The sequence below is a fragment of the Lactobacillus psittaci DSM 15354 genome, assembly GCF_000425905.1.
GTDB classification, from domain to species: Bacteria; Bacillota; Bacilli; order Lactobacillales; family Lactobacillaceae; genus Lactobacillus; species Lactobacillus psittaci.
Window position 1 is genome coordinate 419,868 of sequence record NZ_KE384473.1, and the last position, 16,836, is coordinate 436,703.

The following is a 16,836-nucleotide window of genomic DNA, read 5'->3' on the forward strand; positions in this document are numbered from 1 at the left end:
AAATCCTCCTGGGAATAGCCTTCCCGTTAACAAACTCGCAAAGTAGTAAGTTATCAAAGCTTGCTAAGCATTGCACAATTATTATACACCATTTTTCTACGAAAATTTGAAGAATTTCAAAAAACATCCCATTTTTTCAACTAGTTAAACGTTTTCAAAATATGACTGTAATTTATTCTTTTTCTAGTTATTTATTTCACATACTTTATAAAAAATAGTAGTTCTGCATTACACAAGAACTACTATTTTTATTATTTAAAGTCCAATAACTTTCATCCATAAGCCACCTATTACTCCGTATAAGACTAAGTAAAAGAGGCCTAAAACAAAACTCATCTTCCACCATTCAGTTTGTTTGACATAACCTGATGCAAACAAGGCAGTCGCAGGACCACAAGAATAGTGCGTCGTTGATTGATAGATTGCACCAGTAATACCCAGCATAATTGCAGCAAACATTACCGGTACACCTTCACCTTGTGCAATCAGCAAGAATGGTGCATACATTGCTACTACGTGAGCAGTACCACTTGCAAAGAAGTAGTGACTGTAGAAGTATACCAACACCAAAATTGCCATGACAAGCATTGGGTTCAACCCTTTGATTGAATGTTTAATGAACAATTGTAACCAGTGAATTACTCCACCCTTTACGCTTAATTGACTAGCCATAAAAATTAAAATAGAGAACCAGACAACGACATTCCAGGCACCTTTTTCATGCAAGACATCATCAGTAGTTAAAATACCAGTAAGCAAAAGCAAGGCGACAGCTAAAAAGGCAACCAAGGTTGCATCTAAGCCAATAAAGCTAGATAGCATCCAAAGCACTAATGAAATAACAAAGACGACAAGCATTAATTTTTCAGCTAAACTCATTTTGCCCATCTTAGTTAATTCATCTTCAGCCCATTCTTTGGCATTAGGTGTTTCTTTAATTTCAGGCGGATACATCTTGTAAATGATAAATGGTACAACCAAGAAAGCAATCAAACCTGGAACAAAAGCAGCAAATAGCCATTCAAACCAAGAAATGTGCACTCCATTAGCGGCAGCTAGTCCTACTGCTGCAACATTAGGTGCTGAAGCTGTCATGAATAATGATGAAGAAATGGTATTGGCATGAAATTCATTATAAACCAAGTATGAACCAATCTTCTTTTCAGTCCCATCTCCTGCCTTTGAGCCAAAAGTTTCTGATAAAGATTGAATAATTGGTAAAACAATCCCACCTGATCTAGCAGTGTTACTTGGAGTAGCTGGAGCTACCAGTAAATCAATTAAAGCTAAAGAATAACCAAGTCCCAAAGTCTTTTTACCAAAATTACGAACGAAGATTAACGCAATTCTACGTCCAAGTCCTGTTTTAACAAAGCCACGGGCAATCATGTATGCCATGGCAATCATCCAAGGAGTTGAATCAGCAAACGCAGTCAACGCAAACTTCATCTTAACTAAACCAGTCAATAAAATCAAAACGTAACTGATAATTGAAACGCCGACAATTGGCAGTGGCTTAGTGATACATGCAATAATTGTTGCCAAAAAAATAGCGAACAAGTGCCAGCCATTTACACTAATTCCAGCTGGTCTGACTGCTGTCAAAAGCCAAAGTAAGGCTCCGACAACAACTGGCACGATAAACCCACGATAGTTTACCTTAGCCAAACTCTTCATAAAAAATTCCCTCCTGATGGGCAATGCCCAGAATTATGTACGAACCATTTGATTCGACATTGTTTATTATCCTCTTTATTTGAATTTTTTCAAATTTGTCTGATAATTTTAAAAAAATACAACAAAAAAGAGCCTAAAAAGGCTCTTCTGAAGATTTGTTATATAAATTAATTTTCACGGATAAACTTAGCCATTTGAATACCTGCTTGACGACCGAAAATAACAGTTTCAGCAATTGAGTTACCACCAATTCTGTTATTACCGTGAAGTCCGCCAGATACTTCACCAGCTGCATAAAGACCTGAAATAACATTACCGTTAGTGTCAAGTGCCTTGGTTTCAGGAGTGATGTGAATACCACCCATAGTGTAGTGAATTGCTGGGTGAACGTGAATTGCAAAGAATGGCCCCTTTTCAATTCCACGATCCATACCAGTTGTTCTACCAAATTCACTATCATCAGCAGCCTTAACTGCTTCGTTCCAAGTCTTAACAGTGGCTTCTAAGTTACTGCTATCCACGCCAATTTCACTAGCTAATTCGCCTAAACTTGCGCCATGCTTAACTAGGCCGATTGCATCGTAGAATTCAACTGCCTTAACATGGTCGCGAATACCTTGATCAAAGATTAAGTATGCACCATCTTCATTTAAGCCAGTAATTGCGTTTGAAACAATCTTACGAGTGTTAAGTTCGTTAACAAATCGTTTACCAGCACGGTTAACCAAGATAGCACCTTCACCGCGGACAGCTTCCCCGATTAAGAAGGTACGGGCACCATCAGTTTGTGCAGTTGGGTGAACTTGAACATATTCCATTTGCATAAGTTGAGCATCAACTGCTTCAGCAAGTTTCAAACCGTCACCAGTAGCACCTGCTTGGTTAGTAGTCTTGTAGTCAACTAAGTCGGGACGGTATTTCTTCATCATTTCTTTTGAAGCACCGAAACCACCAGAAGCAAGTAATACAGCCTTAGCAGCTACTTTCTTAAGACCTGATTCAGTTTCTACTTCAATACCAGTTACAGCCTTACCAGTTTGAACAAGCTTAGTAACCTTAGCCTTGTTGAAGACTGGAATGTCTTCTTCTTGAATCTTCTTAAGTAAACCAGTAACTAAGTAGCCACCAACTGGAGCCATTGAAGCTGGACGGTGAGCACGCTTTTTGCTCATACCACCAGTAATGGTTAAATCAGTTAAGTCAATACCATGATCTTCAAGCCAAGAAATAGCAACAGCTGAGTGATCAACAAAGTATCTTAACATGTCACGGTCGTTTAACAAACCGCCACCTTTTAAAGTTTCTTTGTAGAAATCTTCTTTGTTATCAATAATGCCTTGAGCAAATTGAACATTTGATTCAGAAGCATTCATACCTGAAGAAGCTTTATTAGTGTTACCACCTAAGCCTTCATTTTTTTCAAAGACGGCAACCTTTAAGCCTAACTCATGTGCTTGCATTGCTGCAGTTAAACCAGTACCACCGGCACCAACAATAACTGCATCATAACTTTCAGCAATTTCAGAACTATCTTTTGGTGTGAAAACAAATTTCGCCATCAAGAATTCTCCTTTAATTAGTCTTCTGGCTTACTACGTTCGATGTTAGTCATCTTGAGTAAGTCCATCCATTCATCGTATTGTTCTTCGGTAACTTTACCAGATTTAAGAGCTGCTTCACGTAAGGTTGTACCTTCCTTGTCAGCAGTTTGAGCAATAGTTGCTGCTTCGTGGTAACCAATGTGTGGTGACAAAGCAGTAACAGTCATAAGTGAGTTTTCAAGTAAGTCATCCATCCGGTCAGCATTAACAGTTAAGCCATGAATCATTCTATCAGCAAAACCAGTAATTGTACCAGTTAAAATGTCACAAGAATCAAGGAAGGCAGCAATCATCACAGTCTTGTAAACGTTCATTTCGAAGTTACCTTGTGAAGCAGTAAAGGTAATAGTAGTGTCGTTACCAAACACCTTTGCAGCTGCCATAGTTACGGCTTCTGCTTGAGTTGGGTTAACCTTACCTGGCATAATTGATGAACCTGGTTCGTTTGCAGGAATGTTTAATTCGTTGTAACCAGCTCTTGGACCTGAAGCTAAGAAACGAATATCTTGAGCAATCTTAAACATATCTGCTGCTAAGGTCTTAAGAGCGCCGTGCATTACGTCAATACCTGAGTGGTGAGCTAAGCCCCAGAACTTGTTAGTATCAACTTTGAATTCATGACCGTAAACCTTTGAAAGTTTACCAGCAATCTTTTCAGTCATACCTGGTGCAGCATTCAAACCAGTACCAACAGCAGTACCACCGATAGCTAATTCATATAAAGTTGGCTTTAATTGGCGAATGTATGCTAAGTCATGCTTTAATGCTGAAATATAACCAGAAACTTCTTGACCAAAAGTAAGTGGAGTTGCGTCTTGAAGGTGGGTACGACCAACCTTAACAGTCTTCCAGTACTTGTTTTGCTTTTCCTTTAATTCGCTAATCAAGTGTTCAATAGCAGGTTCAAGCTTATCAATTGCTTCAACAGCAACGATGTTCATTGCAGTTGGGTAAGTATCGTTTGATGATTGACCACGGTTAACATCATCGTTAGGTAAAATGTTAAGACCTGGGTGAAGCTTGTTAGCTAAGTTGGCAACAACTTCGTTAACGTTCATGTTGCTTTGAGTACCTGAACCAGTTTGTAAAACGTGAAGTGGGAAGTCCTTACGTAATTCTTCATCACTTAATGAAAGCAAGTGATCAATTGCATCTTCAATTGCCTTACCCTTTTCTTCAGGTTCATCCCCAACTTCAACGTTAGATTGTGCAGCAGCCTTCTTTAAGTGAAGGAAGGCACGGATAATTTGAAGTGGCATTAATTCGCCACTTGGGAAGTTATTACGACTTCTTTCAGTTTGTGGACCCCATAATGCTTCCTTAGGAATCTTAACAGGACCAATAGTATCGCTTTCAATTCTGTATTCTTGTTCAGCCATTTTAAATAATCTCCTTACTGAAATTTAGCTTTTTGATAGCGCTAACACATTTATTATACACCTAATCAATTTAAATATTCAAAAAAATCAAATATTTTTTCAAATATTTCAACAAGCTATACTTCTATTAAAAAAGTCCTTGTATAAAAATACAAGGACTTTAAGAAAATTTTTTAACGGATTTGATGATTAAATCTTTTTGCTAAGTAGTCACCAACAACCTGAGTGAAGAAAATCAGAATAATAACCAATAATGTCGCCACCAAAGTCACATCATTATTGAAGCGGTTATAGCCATATGAAATTGCCGTATTACCTAATCCGCCTGCACCAACTGCTCCAGCCATGGCTGTCAAGCCAATTAATGAAATAATAGTTACAGTTGAAACACGAATCAATTCACTTCTTGCTTCTTTTAAGTAAATTTCAAAAATAATGTCTTTTGTAGTTGCACCAAGTGACAAGGCTGCTTCAATTTTTCCAGGATCAATTCCTTTAAGTGCAACTTGAACTTGACGAGCATAAAAAGGAAAGACGCCAAGAGTTAATGGTACTAAGGCTGCTTTAATTCCGATTTGAGTACCGACAATTTTTTGTGTTACAGGAGCAATGAAGGCTAATAAGATTACAAAGGGAATAGCCCGAAAAATTGAAACAATTTTGTCAGCTACGTTGAACCAAAATTTATTTGCTAAAATACCACCCTCTTCAGTTAAAACTAGGCTCAAGCCAAAGATTAAACCTAAAAATCCACCAAAGATTGCAGGCCAAAAGGTCATAAAAAGGGTTTGAAAAATGGCAGTACCCCAACCAGCATCTCCGCTCCAGCCCAATGAAAAGACATTAGGCAAATATTGTTGTAATAAACTAAGCATTTACTTGACCCCTTTCATCTAATTCAGTTACTAAAACATTTGCTTGATCTAAGAACTCTCTAGCCGCTTTTTGTTTTTCAGCTTCACCCTTAATCAAAACTACTAAAGTCCCAATTGGTTCTTCATTTAATAGTTCAACGTTACCGTAAAGCATACTTACTTCAACACCTAATTTTGAATAAAGTTCAATAATAATTGACTTAGTCACATTACTTAAAGAATAAGTAAGTTGATAAATTTTTTCATTTTCTGATAATTTATCTAAATTTAATTGATTCAAAGTTGCAATTGCTGCAGAAGAGCCACCGACAAATTTTCTGGTTAATTCCTTCTTAGGTTCTAAGAAAATCCGCTTTAAACTTCCCTCTTCAATTAAATGCCCATGCTCCATAACTGCAACACGATTAGCAATCTTTTTGACAGCTTCCATTTGGTGAGTAATTAACACAATTGTTAAACCAAGTTGCTTATTTAATTTTTTGAGCAAGTCCAAAATTTGGTTAGTATTTTGTGGGTCTAAAGCACTAGTTGCTTCATCAGATAATAAAATTTCTGGATCATTGGCAAGAGCTCGTGCGATTGCAACCCGCTGCTTTTGACCACCAGATAATTGACTGGGATAAAAATCGGCCTTCTCTTTCAAATCTACTAATTCCAAGAGTCGCAAACTTTTTGCTTCAATTTCTTCATCACTTAAGTTGCTATGACGCAGAGCAAAAGCAATATTTTCTAGAACACTAGTTTCGTTTAATAAGTTAAAGCCTTGGAAAATCATGCCAATTTTTCGCCGACTTTGCTGCAATTCTTTATTTGAAATAACTACTTTGCCTTGTTTAACAAAAGTTTTTCCTTGAACAATTACATCCCCTCTACTTGGCTTTTGCAGCAAGTTAATCGTTCTAACCAAGGTAGATTTCCCGGCACCAGAAAAACCTAAAATACCAAAGATGTCACCTTTCTCAATCTTCAAAGTTACACCATCAACGGCATTGACAGTTTCCTTCTTTTGCTTAAAGGTAACAGCGATATTATTTAATTCAATAATACTCATATTTGCTTTGCCTCCTACTTAATCTTGATGTCCCATCCAGTTAACTCAGTATTACCATAATACTTTTTAACTAGCTCTTTAGTCTTCTTAGTTTGGTATGCCTTCACCACTTCAAGGTAAAGCTTATTGTGCTTATCACTACTTCTTGCAGCAATTAAGTTAATCCATTGCTGACTATCTTTGTTAACAGGTTCAACATAAATTGTTTGTTTATCACCTAGTCCTGCTGGGGCAGCATAAGAGTTGTTTACTACAGCAGCATCGACAGATTTGATAATTCTTCCTGCCTGATCCGCCGCAACTTCTTTAATTTGGAAGTTTTTCGGATTAGAAGTAATATCTGCAACACTAACAATCTTTTTCCCACTCTTAAGTTTAATCAAGCCAGCATTTTTTAAAACATATAGAGCACGTGACTCATTTGATGCATCGTTTGGAACTGCAATCGTTGCACCAGCTGGTAATGTTTTAATTGATTTATACTTCAAAGAGTAAAGTCTGATTGGTGCAATAATAGTTTTACCAATTGAAATTACATTTGCTTTATTTGCTTTATTCCACGCTTCTAAAAAAGCAAAGTGTTGGAAAGCATTCAAGTCAATATCTCCATTTAGTAAAGCCTTATTAGGTTGATTATAATCAGTAAAGTTTTGAATTTTAATTGTGATACCGTATTTCTTTTTGGCAGTTGCAGCTACGCTATCCCAAATTTTAGCATCTTCTTTGGTTTGACCAACAACACCGATTGTAACAGTATTATTACTTTCCTTAGGTCCTTGATAAATAAAACTAAAATAACCTGCGACCAGTAAAAATGCAACAAAGATAGCTGCAATAATCCGATTTTTTCTCCGTTTTTTTCTCATTTTAAAACCTCTTTTTCAAACAAAAAAGCACCCATCCCTAAAAGGACGAGTGCTCGCGTTACCACCTTTAATTCGTCTACCACTTACGTAGTAAACCTCACTAAGTATCTCTAGAAATACCTTGCCTTGTTAACGAGCGCAACCCCGCTAATGACTAAATATCGCCATTAGTGATCATTCCCAGCCCATCTTCATTAAAGCTTCATGTCTCCCTTTCACCTAACGGAGCTCTCTAAATCATGAAGTAGTTCAACTACTCTGCTGTTCAAGATCGAAATTAATTAATTAAATTTGTTGATACTAGATTATAATGTTTATCTCATCTTGTCAAGCAAATATAGTTTGAAAAGCAAAAAATTATTAGCTATTATATTTTATTGCAGGAGGTAACTATGATTAAAGAATTTAAAGATTTTATTTCACGTGGTAATGTTTTAGATTTAGCTGTTGGGGTTATTATTGGTTCTGCATTTACTGCAATTGTTAATTCTTTAGTAACTAACTTATTAAACCCCTTCTTAGGTTTATTTTTAGGTAAGATTGATTTATCAAACCTTGTCCTTAAAATTGGTGGTACTACTTTTAGATTCGGTAGCTTTATCAATTCTGTAATTAACTTTTTGATCGTTGCCTTTGTGGTTTTCTTAATTGTTAAGACGGTCAACAAGTTAATGCCAAAGCCTGAAGAAAAGCCTGCTGGCCCTACTCCAGAACAAGAATACTTACGTGAAATTCGTGACCTATTGAAAAATAAATAGCAAATATTATCAATTCAACTACAAAGACCTACGGGTCTTTTTTATTTTGCATTGCATCTTCTGCTAATCTTCGAGAGAATTATTTTATAAGATAAAAGGAGTTGATTAAATTGGGGAAAATTCTTACTTGGATATTTCTCTCGATTATTGGTTATTTTTTAGCTAAGAAGCTGTTATTTAAAAGGAATAATAAGGCTATTAAAATCTATACGATTGTATTCAGTTTATTATCTTTTGGCCTTGCTATGACTAGTCATCCAATTACGACTAGTAAAACAATCTATAGAGTTAAGTATGCTAAGGTCAAAAATCTAAAGTCAAAGCGAGAAGAAAATTTAAAATTAAAAACGCAAAAACAGGCTTTGACTAAGACCTTGGCTGAATTAGATGAAAAAGTGGATCAAGCTGAAGTCGATCATGCAAAGGCTGAGCAAACACAAGAACCTAATGCAGCTACAGACTCTGAAAAAAGTTCTACCAGTAAACAGTCAAGTAATAGCAATAGTCAAGTTTATATCCCTGCTACTAGCCAAACTGAAAGTAATCACAATCGCAGGCAAAGAAAGCAGCAAAGTCAAACGAATAATTCTGGTGCAGGAAGTAGCTATGGCGACATGAATACTGCAAGTACCGGAAGAATTGTCGGAAACAGTAGAAGCAAGATTTATCATGTTCCCGGTCAAGCTGGTTATCGGATGAATAGTGCTAATGCAGTCTACTTTAATACGGAGCAAGAAGCTATCAACCAAGGCTATAGAAAGGCTAAGAGATAATGAAAAATCGTAAATTAATTATTTCACTCATAGTTACTACCCTGTTTTTAGGGGCAGGAATAAGTGGTAATCTTGATCAAACAACCAAATCTAATCATCCTAAAGTTGTTACCAAAATCAAATATAATCAGAGTGAAAAAAATAAAGCAGATGAATTAGCAAGTGAAAATGAAGATCTGGCTGATGAAATCTCTAATTTAAAGCAAAAAATCAAGAAAAATAATAAAAAGCTGAAAAAACTTGGTAAAGCTAATCAAACTCAAGAACTTAGCCAATCTAATGCAAGTGCAGCTAAGCTAGCTAATTTAAATTACAGCGGCCAAGATGTAATTACCGTTAATAATAACAATCCTAGTTTTTCTAAATCTGACCTCTCAACTGCAAATGGAGCTTGGCAACGTTATGGTGATTTAGATAACTTGAACAGAGCTAGCGCCGCAAATGCATTATTGAATCTCAGTTTGATGCCAAAAGCAAAACGTGAACCTTTGCACGTTAATCCAACTGGTTGGCATAATAAGAAAATTAGTGGTGGCTGGTTATATAATCGTTGCCATTTAATTGGTTATCAGCTTACTGGACAAAACAATAATTGGAAGAACTTAATTACTGGGACTCGCCAATTAAATGATCCAGATATGCTCAAATATGAAGATCAAGTTGCTGATTATATTAAGCAATCAAGTAGTCATTACGTCCGCTATCGCGTAACTCCTATTTTTAGAGGCAGTGAATTACTGGCACGAGGAGTCGAAATGGAGGGACAATCAACAGGCGATAATCAAGTTCATTTCAACGTTTTTATTTTCAATATTCAACCCGGCTATGAACTTAATTATAGTGATGGTACAAGTAAAGCTGCATAAAAAAATGGTATTTAGTGAAAGAATTTTTTCTTCAACTAGATACCATTTTTTATTTATTTTTTCTCTTTAACAATATAAATTGGACGATGCTTTACTTGTAAATAAATTCTGCCAATATATTTACCAACAATCCCAATGCAGAGCAATTGAATTCCACCTAAGAAAAGGATAATTGAAACCATTGATGCCCAACCAAAAATACTACTCATTGGTGAAACAATCTTTCGAATAATGATAAACAAAATTCCTAAAACTGAAATGGCTGATGTAATTGAACCAGTCCAAACTGCCAAGCTTAAAGGAGCTTGTGAGAAATCACTGATACCATCTAAAGCGTATTTAAATAATTGCCAAGTAGTCCAGTCGCTTTCACCTGCTACTCTTTCAACATTATGATAATCAAGGTACTTGGTTTTAAATCCAACCCATGAGAAAATTCCCTTTGAAAAACGGCTATATTCCCTCATTGACAAAACCGCATCTACCATTTGTCGGGTCATCATTCTAAAATCACGTGCTCCAGGAACGATTTCGGTATTAGAAATTTTATTAATGAACTTATAGAACATATCACTCAAGAATGACTTAACCTTGGCTTCCCCAGTACGGTCAACTCTGCGAGTACCAATACAATCATACTCACCACTTTGCAATTCTTGATACATTTGAGGTAAGAATTCAGGTGGATCTTGTAAATCAACATCCATCACCACAACATAATCACCTGTTGCAGCATCTAATCCTGCAAGCAAACCAGCTTCTTTACCAAAGTTTCTTGAAAAAGAAATATAGTGAACATGACTATCTTTTTCGTGAAGTGCTCTCATTTCTTTAAGGGAATTATCATGTGAGCCATCATTTACAAACCAATATTCAGGTTCAATTGTCATTTTGCTGACAACTTTTTGAACTGCATCATAAAATAATGGGATTGATTCTTCCTCATTATAACAAGGAACAATAATTGAAAGTTTATCCATTTTTATCCTTCTTTAAATATATTTTACTTATTAATTATACCCATAAATTGCTAGGAATATCTATATCTATCTCATCAAAAAAAGGAGCAATTTGCTCCTTTTACTAACCTTTTTTGAAGGTAAAGACCTTGTTAACTACAAACTGCAACATCGTTGCCAAGAATGTTGAGATAACCTTAACTACCATTTCATTTTGATGCATCAAAGTTACAAAAATAAATAAGCAAGTTGTAGTAATTAAAGTAGTAATCTGGCCAATAATATAATACTTAATAAAGCGGGTAAATAAGTGGTCCCTAACATGGAAATTTAAATATGTATTCATATAAAAATTGTTAACTAAGGCGCAACTTGAACTAATAAAATTCGCAACTTCAACTGGTAAAGCCGTAAATTTAGTTAATAGCCAAAATAAACCAAAGTCAATAAACAGGCCAAATACTCCAATAAAACCATAAATCACAAATTCTCGAAAATCGTCAGATTTAATTAACTTGATAATTTTTTCAACCATAGTGATTCCTACTTTCTAAGATAGGTTAAAAAGCTATAATTGTATGGGTTCTTTTCATCAGCAACAAAATTTTCTTTTTTGACTAAAGTGAAAGCTGAATAATCAATTGTTGGCATTTTAGTATCAGCCTTAAAAGTCCCATCAATCTCCGTTTTTTCTAGACAATCTACCCAATCTTTTAAACCATCAAAGACACTTACTCCGCCAATAACAACTAGTTGATCTGCTTGATGCTTTTCAATATATATCTTTAACTCTTTCATTGAAGTCACAAAGTCTACTTCCTTGTTTGCGGCATATTTTGCAATTAGTTCTTGATCGTGAGTTAAAACTAAATGCTTTCTTTTTGGTAAGACAAAAGGCAAACTAAGAAAAGTATTCTTCCCCATAATCATGGTCTTGCCCATTGTTTTTTTCTTAAAATGGGCTAAGTCAGCTGGCAAATGCCAAGGAAGATGACCTTGGTAACCAATTTGATGTTCATTATCTTCAGACCAAACAAAACTAATCATATTTTTCTCCTATACCGCTACTGGAGCCTTAATTACACTATGGTGCTTGTAATCTAACACCTTGATATCTTCCATTTCAAAGTCGGCAATATTTTTCTTTTCTGGGTTTAGCCAAAGCTTTGGACTATCATAAGGTGCACGGGCTAACTGCTGCTTTACTTGATCAAAGTGATTTTTATAAATATGTGCATCGCCTAATGTATGAACAAACTCCCCTACTTCGTATCCTGTTTGTCTAGCGACTAAACTTAAAAGTAGTGAGTATGAAGCTATGTTGAATGGCACGCCTAAAAACATATCACCACTTCTTTGATAAAGTTGCAAACTTAACTTATTATCAGCAACATAAAATTGGAACAAAGTATGACAAGGTGGCAAGGCACTAGTTGGCACATCTTCTGGATTCCAAGCTGACACAATCATTCTTCTTGAATCTGGGTGAGTTTGTAATTGATTTAAGACATCTTGAATTTGATCAATACTACCACCTGATCGTTTTTGCCAGTGACGCCACTGAGCTCCATAAACATCCCCTAAATTACCAAACTTTTTAGCAAAAGCTTCATCTGCCAAAATACGTTCAGTAAAAAGCTTCATCTGTTCATCGTATAGCTTCTTAAAGTCTGGATCTTTTTGACTTCTAAGACCAAAATCAGTCATATCAGGACCTTGATATTCAGATGAATTAACCCAATTTTTAAAAGCCCATTCATCCCAAATATGATTTTTATGTTCCAACAAGAACTTGATATTGGTATCGCCTTTTAAAAACCAAAGAAGTTCACTTTTAATTAAGCCAAAAGGAACCTTCTTGGTTGTAAGCAATGGAAAACCTTGAGATAAATCAAAACGCATTTGAGCACCGAACCTTGAACGAGTTCCAGTGCCTGTTCTATCGGTTTTATCATGACCAGTTTCCATGATATTTTTTAATAAATCCAAATACGGTTGTTCTAAGACCGTCATAAAATCGCTCCTTAATATTTGCAATGATTTTAGCTTATCATATTTTAGACTAATTGATATCCAAATTAAAATAAATATAATAAAATACTCATAAGGAGGAATCAAAAATGATATTTTCAATCTCAACCCTATTTTTTGTTATTATAATTGCTTTATTAATTATCTTTGCTTGTTCAATTGTCCCACAAAATTATGAAGGTTTAGTGGAGACTTTGGGAAAATATTCTAAAACTGAAAAAGCGGGACTAATTTTTATCATTCCATTAATTCAGCGTGTTCGTAAAGTATCACTCGCGCTTCAACCACTTGAAATTAGTAAATATTCAATTATCACTAAAGATAATGCTGAAGTTTCAACTAGTTTGACATTGAATTACCAAGTAACTGATTCATTCAAGTACTTCTACAACAACACAGACTCAGTTGAGTCAATGGTTCAATTAGTTCGGGGACATTTGCGTGACATTATCGGTCGAATGGACTTAAATGATGCCTTAGGTTCAACTAGTCAGATTAACGCTCAACTTGCTGATGCAATTGGCGACTTAACCAATGTTTATGGTATTCGAGTAATCCGGGTAAACGTTGATGAATTACTTCCAAGTAAAGAAATCCAACGTGCAATGGATAAGCAATTAACTGCAGATCGTGAAAAAACCGCTACAATTGCTAAGGCTGAAGGTGAAGCTCGTAATATTGAATTAACTACTAAGGCCAAAAATGACGCCTTAGTTGCCACTGCAAAGGCTAAAGCAGAAGCAATTAAAACCCAAGCAGATGCGGAAAAATACCGAATAGAACAATTAAAAGCTGCATTAGCTGATGCTCCAGATGATTACTTTAAGAATCAAAGTATTGCTGCATTTAAGGATTTAGCCAAGGGTGAAAATAATCTAATTGTGATGGATAAGGACAACTTAACGCAATTAGGTAACATCCCTGCTGTTAGAGAAATTTGGGAAAAGCAAGATCAAGATTAGAAATTAATTTTAAAAAGGCTTGCAATTTTAGAATTAAAACATTATAGTTTATTTGTAAATTAAATAGGCGATGACGTTCGCCGTATAAGTAATTGGTAATCAATTTAATGACGTCTACTATATAAAGGTGATTTCTACCCTTTTGTAGTAGGCGTTTTTTTGTTTGCCAATTTTTCGAAAGGAGAATTTTTATGTTATTTATTGATACAGTTAAAGCACGTGAGGTTTTTGATTCTAGAGGGAACCCAACAGTTGAAGCTGATGTAATTCTTTCAGATGGAACTTTAGGTCGAGCAGAAGTTCCTTCAGGTGCATCAACTGGTGAAAAAGAAGCGGTTGAATTACGTGATGGTGGCACTCGCTTACAAGGAAAAGGTGTAAGCAAAGCAGTTAATAATGTTAATACCAAAATTAACCAAGCTTTACATGGTAAAGATCCATTCAATCAAGCTGAAATTGATCAAATTATGATTGACTTAGATGGAACTCCAAATAAGGCACGTTTAGGTGCTAATGCAATTTTAGGTGTATCAATGGCTACTGCTCGGGCTGCTGCAAATGCTAGAAAACTACCTCTTTACCGCTACTTAGGTGGTTGCAATCTTGAACTACCTCAAACCTTCCACAACGTTATCAATGGTGGTGAACATGCTGATAATGGTATTGATATTCAGGAATTTATGATTACTCCTGTTAAAAAATTAAGCTTCAGAGATGGATTTGAAAAGATTGTTAACGTCTACCATACTTTGAAAAAAGTTATTGAATCAGCTGGCTATACTACCGGATTGGGTGACGAAGGTGGATTTGCTCCTGATTTAAAGAACTCAGAAGAAGCTTTAAAAATGCTTCACGAAGCCATTGTTAAAGCTGGATACAAACCTGGCGAAGAAATTGCTATTGCCTTTGATGCAGCAGCTTCATATTTCTACAACAAGGAAACTAAAAACTATGACTTTGAAGGAAAAACTTATACATCAGCTGAATTAGGTGAATACTATATGAAGCTTAAGCAAGAATTTCCTGAAATTATTTCAATGGAAGATCCTTTCGGCGAAGAAGATTGGAATAGCTTTGAAAAGTTTACTCAAAAGCATGGTCACGAAGTTCAATTGGTTGCCGATGACTTCGTTTGCACCAATCCAGCTATAATAAGAAAAGCAATTAAAAACGGTATGGCAAACAGTGTTCTAATTAAATTAAATCAAATTGGTACTGTCACTGAAACTCTTGAAGCTATTCGCCTAGCACACAAAAATGGCTACACCACTATGATGTCTCACCGCTCAGGAGAAACTGGTGATACCTTTATTGCAGATTTGGCTGTTGCTACTAATGTAAGCGAATTGAAGAGCGGTGCTCCTGCCAGAAGTGAAAGAGTTGAAAAATACAATCAATTATTAAGAATTGAAGAAGAAATTGGCATTTCAAATGAGCGCTTAGCCCACTACCCTAATAATGTTGATTTTGATTAATAATAGAATCAAAAGTCGCCCTCCACAACGTTGGGCGATTTTTTATCCAAAAAATAAGACCAAATTAAAAAAATAGGCTATTATATAGCTAGTAAAATTTGGAGAATGAATTATGTTTCAACTTAATAACATCAGCTACAAAGAGATTCTCGAAATTAATCATCTGACAATCGACACTGGCATAATTACTTGCATTATTGGTGAAAGTGGCAGCGGAAAAACCTCTTATTGTCACTACTTAATAATTTAGTTTCACCCGACAAAGACAAAATTGCCTATCAAGGAAAAATCTTAGAAGCTATAATCCGATTGAATTACGGAGAAAAGTCATCATGTTGCAACAACTCCCTGCTATCTTTCCCGGAACAGTTAAAGATAATTTGCTAATTGGCTTTCGTTTTGTAGAGAAAAATCCAGTAAATAATTCCGAACTTGAAAATGCTTTAAGGTTAGTGAAATTAAATAAGCCTTTGTTTGTGAATGCCCTAGATTTATCAGATGGAGAAAAGCAGCGTCAAGCAATTGCACGAGTCTTTTTACTTCAACCTGTTGTTTATTTACTTGATGAACCTACCTCTGCTCTTGATGAAAAATAATAACTTGAAATCTTAGAGAATTTAGTAAATTTTTGCCGCAAACAAGATAAAACTATCATCATGGTTATCCACTTGCATCAAGTTGCAAAAAATTTAGTGATAAGTTACTTTTAGTAAAAGATCATTCTGTTCAAATAATTAAAGGATATAAAAATGAGTAAAATTATTAACCTAAGAATTCGGTAAATTGCGAGTGCATACGTCTTAGTTTTAATTGTCTGGGGAATTTTACATTGGCGGCAAATCCCCCGAGAAAATTATTAGTCATTTCGGCATTAAGAATGAGCCTTCAATTGACGCTAGCAGGCTATGTCTTAATCTTTTTGTTAAAGCATCCCTCCTCTTGGATTACAATCTTAATCCTTATCGGAATGGAAATCTTTGCAATCTATACAATAATTAAGCATTCAAATCAAAAATTAAGTCCAGAGCTAAAACGAATAGTTGCAATATCGTTAGTTTTAGATACTAGCTCTTGCATTTTGTACTTTTTTAGTTGTCATTCAAATTAGTCTCTGGTTTGATCCACGGTACTTTATTTCAATTAGCGGTATGTTAATTGGTAATTCAATGACTGGAATTAACCTTAGGGGCAATAGTTTAACTAACGACGTTATCAAAGAGCGCCAGCCAATTTGAGAGGCATTAATACTAGGTGCAAGTCCTATAGAAGCCATGAGACAGATTATCAATGATTCTTTTGATGCCTCGATTTTAGCTACAATAAATTCAGTGTTGGGGATGGAACTTGTCCATTTGCCAGGTATGATGACTAGTCAAATATTTGCAGGTATTAGTCCACTTACAGCAATTAATTATCAAATTGCTGTTATGATTCAAATTTTAGGTGGGGGTTCGGTTATTATCTTTGTTCAATTAGGTTATAAAACTTTTTTAAGTAACGTCGCCAATTGAAATAAAATTAAAACAATAAAAAAGCCATCTCTATTTGAGATGGTTTTTTTTT

15 protein-coding genes, 2 pseudogenes and 1 riboswitch are annotated in these 16,836 nt (G+C 35.3%); of the genes and pseudogenes, 7 read left to right on the forward strand and 10 right to left on the reverse strand.

The features are described 5' to 3' along the window. Window positions 1–255 precede the first annotated feature (255 nt). From H628_RS0106055 to H628_RS0106080, 6 genes are all read right to left on the reverse strand, one after another. Window positions 256–1,677 carry a DASS family sodium-coupled anion symporter gene (locus tag H628_RS0106055; protein ID WP_034538360.1) on the reverse strand — a complete coding sequence of 474 codons (1,422 nt, stop codon included), beginning with the start codon at window positions 1,675–1,677 and terminating at the stop codon, window positions 256–258. Window positions 1,678–1,844: 167 nt separating this feature from the next. Further along, on the reverse strand, window positions 1,845–3,236 hold the full coding sequence (locus H628_RS0106060; RefSeq protein WP_027825657.1) for a flavocytochrome c: 1,392 nt from the start codon (window positions 3,234–3,236) through the stop codon (window positions 1,845–1,847). A 17-nt stretch (window positions 3,237–3,253) separates the two neighbouring features. After that, window positions 3,254–4,657: a class II fumarate hydratase gene (locus H628_RS0106065; RefSeq protein ID WP_027825658.1), complete on the reverse strand. Its 1,404-nt coding sequence runs from the start codon at window positions 4,655–4,657 to the stop codon at window positions 3,254–3,256. A 173-nt stretch (window positions 4,658–4,830) separates the two neighbouring features. After that, on the reverse strand, window positions 4,831–5,532 hold the full coding sequence (locus H628_RS0106070) for a methionine ABC transporter permease (protein WP_027825659.1): 702 nt from the start codon (window positions 5,530–5,532) through the stop codon (window positions 4,831–4,833). Next, window positions 5,525–6,583, reverse strand: coding sequence for a methionine ABC transporter ATP-binding protein (locus H628_RS0106075; protein WP_027825660.1), 1,059 nt, complete (start codon window positions 6,581–6,583; stop codon window positions 5,525–5,527). Before H628_RS0106075 ends, H628_RS0106070 begins: the two co-directional genes overlap by 8 nt. A gap of 14 nt (window positions 6,584–6,597) precedes the next feature. Continuing rightward, window positions 6,598–7,449, reverse strand: coding sequence for a MetQ/NlpA family ABC transporter substrate-binding protein (locus H628_RS0106080; RefSeq protein ID WP_027825661.1), 852 nt, complete (start codon window positions 7,447–7,449; stop codon window positions 6,598–6,600). Between the two features lie 392 nt (window positions 7,450–7,841). Here H628_RS0106080 and mscL point away from each other — a divergent pair, with 392 nt between their 5' ends. From mscL to H628_RS0106100, 3 genes are all read left to right on the forward strand, one after another. Next, window positions 7,842–8,207 carry a large-conductance mechanosensitive channel protein MscL gene (gene mscL, locus H628_RS0106090; protein ID WP_027825662.1) on the forward strand — a complete coding sequence of 122 codons (366 nt, stop codon included), beginning with the start codon at window positions 7,842–7,844 and terminating at the stop codon, window positions 8,205–8,207. A gap of 110 nt (window positions 8,208–8,317) precedes the next feature. Continuing rightward, window positions 8,318–8,980: a sunset domain-containing protein gene (locus H628_RS0106095; RefSeq protein ID WP_034538363.1), complete on the forward strand. Its 663-nt coding sequence runs from the start codon at window positions 8,318–8,320 to the stop codon at window positions 8,978–8,980. Continuing rightward, on the forward strand, window positions 8,980–9,846 hold the full coding sequence (locus tag H628_RS0106100) for a DNA/RNA non-specific endonuclease (protein ID WP_027825664.1): 867 nt from the start codon (window positions 8,980–8,982) through the stop codon (window positions 9,844–9,846). The genes H628_RS0106095 and H628_RS0106100 overlap by 1 nt, the downstream gene beginning before the upstream one ends. A 53-nt stretch (window positions 9,847–9,899) precedes the next feature. Here H628_RS0106100 and H628_RS0106105 read toward each other — a convergent pair whose 3' ends face one another. The 4 genes from H628_RS0106105 to H628_RS0106120 form a co-directional block, all read right to left on the reverse strand. Next, a complete protein-coding gene (locus H628_RS0106105; protein ID WP_027825665.1) occupies window positions 9,900–10,826 on the reverse strand; it encodes a glycosyltransferase family 2 protein in 927 nt (308 codons plus the stop codon). Window positions 10,827–10,929: 103 nt separating this feature from the next. Beyond that, window positions 10,930–11,340: a GtrA family protein gene (locus tag H628_RS0106110; protein ID WP_027825666.1), complete on the reverse strand. Its 411-nt coding sequence runs from the start codon at window positions 11,338–11,340 to the stop codon at window positions 10,930–10,932. Window positions 11,341–11,348: 8 nt separating this feature from the next. Next, window positions 11,349–11,852, reverse strand: coding sequence for a dihydrofolate reductase (locus tag H628_RS0106115; protein WP_027825667.1), 504 nt, complete (start codon window positions 11,850–11,852; stop codon window positions 11,349–11,351). A 9-nt stretch (window positions 11,853–11,861) separates the two neighbouring features. After that, window positions 11,862–12,818, reverse strand: a complete 957-nt coding sequence (locus H628_RS0106120; RefSeq protein ID WP_027825668.1) for a thymidylate synthase — start codon at window positions 12,816–12,818, stop codon at window positions 11,862–11,864. 107 nt (window positions 12,819–12,925) lie between these two features. On the opposite strand from H628_RS0106120, the gene H628_RS0106125 reads away from it, so the two are divergent. The 4 genes and pseudogenes from H628_RS0106125 to H628_RS08005 all read left to right on the forward strand — a co-directional run bounded on the left by H628_RS0106125 (window position 12,926) and on the right by H628_RS08005 (window position 16,784). Next, a complete protein-coding gene (locus H628_RS0106125) occupies window positions 12,926–13,798 on the forward strand; it encodes an SPFH domain-containing protein (protein ID WP_027825669.1) in 873 nt (290 codons plus the stop codon). Window positions 13,799–13,855: 57 nt separating this feature from the next. Then, a riboswitch (Fluoride riboswitch) is annotated at window positions 13,856–13,922 on the forward strand. A 67-nt stretch (window positions 13,923–13,989) separates the two neighbouring features. Continuing rightward, window positions 13,990–15,273, forward strand: a complete 1,284-nt coding sequence (gene eno / locus H628_RS0106130) for a phosphopyruvate hydratase (protein ID WP_034538366.1) — start codon at window positions 13,990–13,992, stop codon at window positions 15,271–15,273. 299 nt (window positions 15,274–15,572) lie between these two features. Then, window positions 15,573–15,869, forward strand: a pseudogene (locus H628_RS07690) (ATP-binding cassette domain-containing protein); the annotation flags it as partial. A 281-nt stretch (window positions 15,870–16,150) separates the two neighbouring features. Next, window positions 16,151–16,784 (forward strand): annotated as a pseudogene (locus H628_RS08005) (ABC transporter permease). Window positions 16,785–16,836: the final 52 nt, after the last annotated feature.